This is a genomic window from Pseudolactococcus yaeyamensis, from assembly GCF_054658615.1.
The window spans coordinates 1-3,453 of sequence record NZ_BAAGGP010000140.1 but is presented as its reverse complement, the minus strand read 5'-3'; the positions used below and the strand labels follow the sequence as shown (position 1 = coordinate 3,453).

General features: G+C 41.5%; 2 protein-coding genes and 1 pseudogene. 1 reads left to right on the top strand and 2 read right to left on the bottom strand.

Going from position 1 to position 3,453, the window contains the following annotated elements:
- The first annotated feature begins 202 nt into the window (after positions 1 to 202).
- Entirely contained in the window at positions 203 to 2,698 is a 2,496-nt protein-coding gene (leuS, locus tag ACYQ21_RS14900) for a leucine--tRNA ligase (protein ID WP_460059409.1), read from the top strand.
- Between the two features lie 95 nt (positions 2,699 to 2,793).
- Here the strand turns inward: leuS and ACYQ21_RS14895 are convergent, their stop codons facing one another.
- Together ACYQ21_RS14895 and ACYQ21_RS14890 are read right to left on the bottom strand one after the other, a co-directional pair.
- On the bottom strand, positions 2,794 to 2,997 hold the full coding sequence (locus ACYQ21_RS14895) for a transposase (RefSeq protein WP_460059410.1): 204 nt from the start codon (positions 2,995 to 2,997) through the stop codon (positions 2,794 to 2,796).
- A 76-nt stretch (positions 2,998 to 3,073) separates the two neighbouring features.
- A pseudogene (locus ACYQ21_RS14890) lies at positions 3,074 to 3,283 on the bottom strand (IS1182 family transposase); the annotation flags it as partial.
- Positions 3,284 to 3,453 lie beyond the last annotated feature (170 nt).

The window sequence follows — 3,453 nt, the reverse complement described above, 5'->3', positions numbered from 1 at the left end:
CGTTTTTCGTTATCAATGACTTTTTCAGATTATTTGGCACAGTTGTTTTCAATGTGAGAGCTGTTATTTTTAAAAACACGCTTCCTATTTTGAGATTGGGAGAGAGAGAGTCATGCGTTTGTCGTGCCTTTTGAGATGGCGAGTTGAAAAAACGATGAAATTATCGTAAAATAAAGAAATACCAACAAACAGAAAGAATATTATGACTTTTAATCATCAAGCAATTGAAAAAAAATGGCAAGCTTTTTGGGCTGAAAATCAGACCTTCAAAACAGGGACTGATAAAAATAAACCGAAATTCTATGCCTTAGATATGTTTCCTTATCCAAGTGGTGCTGGTCTTCACGTCGGTCACCCAGAAGGTTATACGGCGACGGATATTCTTAGCCGTATGCGTCGGGCACAAGGCTACAATGTCTTGCATCCAATGGGCTGGGATGCTTTTGGTCTCCCTGCTGAACAGTATGCCATGGATACAGGTAATGATCCTGCCGAGTTCACAGCGAAAAATATCGCGACCTTCAAACGTCAAATCAATGCCCTTGGTTTTTCATATGACTGGGATCGCGAAATTAACACGACGGATCCAGATTACTATAAATGGACACAGTGGATTTTCACCAAACTTTATGAAAAAGGCCTAGCCTATGAAGCAGAAGTAGCGGTTAACTGGGTAGAAGAACTAGGTACTGCTATCTCAAATGAGGAAGTCCTACCTGACGGAACATCAGAGCGTGGTGGCTATCCAGTCGTTCGCAAACCGATGCGCCAATGGATGCTGAAAATCACAGCCTATGCTGAGCGTCTCTTAAACGACCTTGAAGATGTCGACTGGCCAGAGTCAGTTAAAGATATGCAACGCAACTGGATTGGTAAGTCAGTCGGTGCTAATGTTGATTTCAAAATCAAGGGCTTTGACCAAGACTTCACCGTCTTTACGACACGCCCTGATACACTTTTCGGTGCGACTTATGCTGTTTTAGCACCAGAACACGAGTTGGTCAACCAAATCGCAAGTCCAGGTCAAGCTGAGTTTGTTAAAGAATATCAACATCAAGCCAGCCTCAAATCTGACTTGGCGAGAACAGACCTTGCCAAAGAAAAAACAGGCGTTTGGACTGGTGCTTATGCCATCAATCCAGTCAATGGCCGTGAAATCCCAATCTGGATTTCAGACTACGTCCTTGCAAGCTATGGGACAGGTGCCATCATGGCCGTACCAGCGCATGACCAACGTGACTGGGATTTTGCGACAACTTTTGATTTACCAATCATTCCGGTTATTGCCGGTGGTGATGTCACAAAAGAAGCTTATACAGAAGACGGTTTACACATTAACTCAGACTTCTTAGATGGTCTTGATAAGTCAGAAGCCATTGCTAAAATGGTCGAGTGGTTAGAAAATCATAACTTTGGTCAAGAAAAAGTGACCTATCGCTTGCGTGACTGGCTCTTTAGCCGCCAACGTTACTGGGGTGAACCAATCCCAATTATCCATTGGGAAGATGGTACATCGACAGCTGTACCAGAACAAGATTTACCACTTGTTTTACCTAAAACAAGTGATATTAAACCGTCAGGTACTGGAGAGTCGCCACTTGCCAACTTAACAGACTGGTTGTCAGTCACACGTGAAGATGGTGTGAAAGGGCGTCGCGAGACCAATACCATGCCACAATGGGCGGGTTCTAGCTGGTATTTCCTTCGCTATATCGATCCGAAAAACAGCGAGCAGTTGGCTGACCCAGAACGCTTAAAAGAATGGTTGCCAGTTGATATCTATATCGGTGGTGCTGAGCATGCCGTCCTTCACTTGCTTTATGCTCGTTTCTGGCATAAATTCCTCTACGACATTGGCGTAGTGCCAACCAAAGAGCCGTTCCAAAAACTTTATAATCAAGGGATGATTTTGGGTACAAGCTATCGCGATGGTCGTGGTGCGCTTGTGGCATCTGATAAGGTTGAGGCGCGTGATGGGAAGTTCTATAATCTGGAAAATGGTGAAGAACTCGAGCAAGGTCCTGCTAAGATGTCGAAATCGTTGAAGAATGTTATCAATCCGGATGATGTCGTTGAGCAGTACGGCGCGGATACGTTACGCCTTTATGAAATGTTTATGGGACCACTTGATGCAAGTATCGCTTGGTCAACAGAAGGTCTTGAAGGTTCACATAAATTCCTAGAGCGTGTTTATCGTTTAATCACGGAAAAAACGATGACGACTGAAAATGATGGTAAATTAGACCGTGTCTATCATGAGACGGTAAAATTAGTGACTGAGCATTTAGATGCTTTGAAATTTAACACGGCGATTTCGCAGTTGATGATTTTTGTCAATGCTGCGAATAAATTGCCTGAATTGCCACTTGATTATGCCAAAGGCTTCATTCAGTTGTTAGCACCATTCGCACCGCATTTAGGTGAAGAATTATGGCAAACATTGACCGATGAAGCAGGCATTTCTTATGTCGCTTGGCCAACATTTGATGACAGTAAACTTCAAGATGATGAAGTCGAAATCGTTCTTCAAGTTTTAGGCAAGAATAAAGCCAAAGTCATGGTACCAACAGGTGCCTCAAAAGACGAATTGGAAAAAATTGCCCTTGACAATGAGGTTATTAAAGACTTAATCACAGGTAAAACAGTCCGTAAAGTGATTGCGGTACCTGATAAATTAGTGAATATTGTGGCGAATTAAGCCATATAAAAAGAGGCTGGGACAAAAGTCCACAGTCACTAAAATAAAAAGCAAGCTAATCCAATCAATTTTGATTGTTCTAGCCTGCTTTTTTTCTATATCCGACAGGTTACCATCAGTTTTCTGAGACTAATCGCTATCAAATCTAAACCACTCTCTTGTCTAACTTTGTCTTTCCCTCTAACCGAAAATCGAGTGAAATCCAAATTAGCCTTCAGATGGGCAAAGGCAGGCTCTATATCAATCTTACGTTTGCCATAGAGTTTTCCTGTCTCTTTTTCTGAAAGCAATTGCTTGATATTTAATTTAAATGACGCCCACTTAGGATTGATGAAGTTGTTGGTATTTATTTTGATAATGCGCTAAAAAGTCAGGTAAAGTTCTAGTATTCGTCGGATTGGGATAGACTTCATAGTCCAAAACATATTGATTTTCCGTCGCAATTTGAAGATTATAGGCAGCCTTAAGTTGACCATTCCTCATATAGTCATCTTTCATTCGCATAAATGTCGCGTCTGTATCTGTTTTGGAATAGCTGTTTCGTGCGCCCGTTATTTCAAAATCAGTTTTGTATTTTTCTTTTCTTAAAATGAAGTTAGCGACTTGTTTACGTGCTAATTTGATTGGTTTTCTTTGAGAGCGTATAGCTTTACGTTTTTGTCCGTTTGATTCCGTATTAATTTCTTGTGTGAGCGTCTCAACTGCTTGAGATAACTCATCTTCAATGACCATCAATTCTTGTGTTGATAATTCAG

Coding starts and splice junctions, on each gene's coding strand:
- leuS (WP_460059409.1), top strand. CDS start 203: ATGACTTTTAATCATCAAGCAATTGAAAAAAAATGGCAAGCTTTTTGG.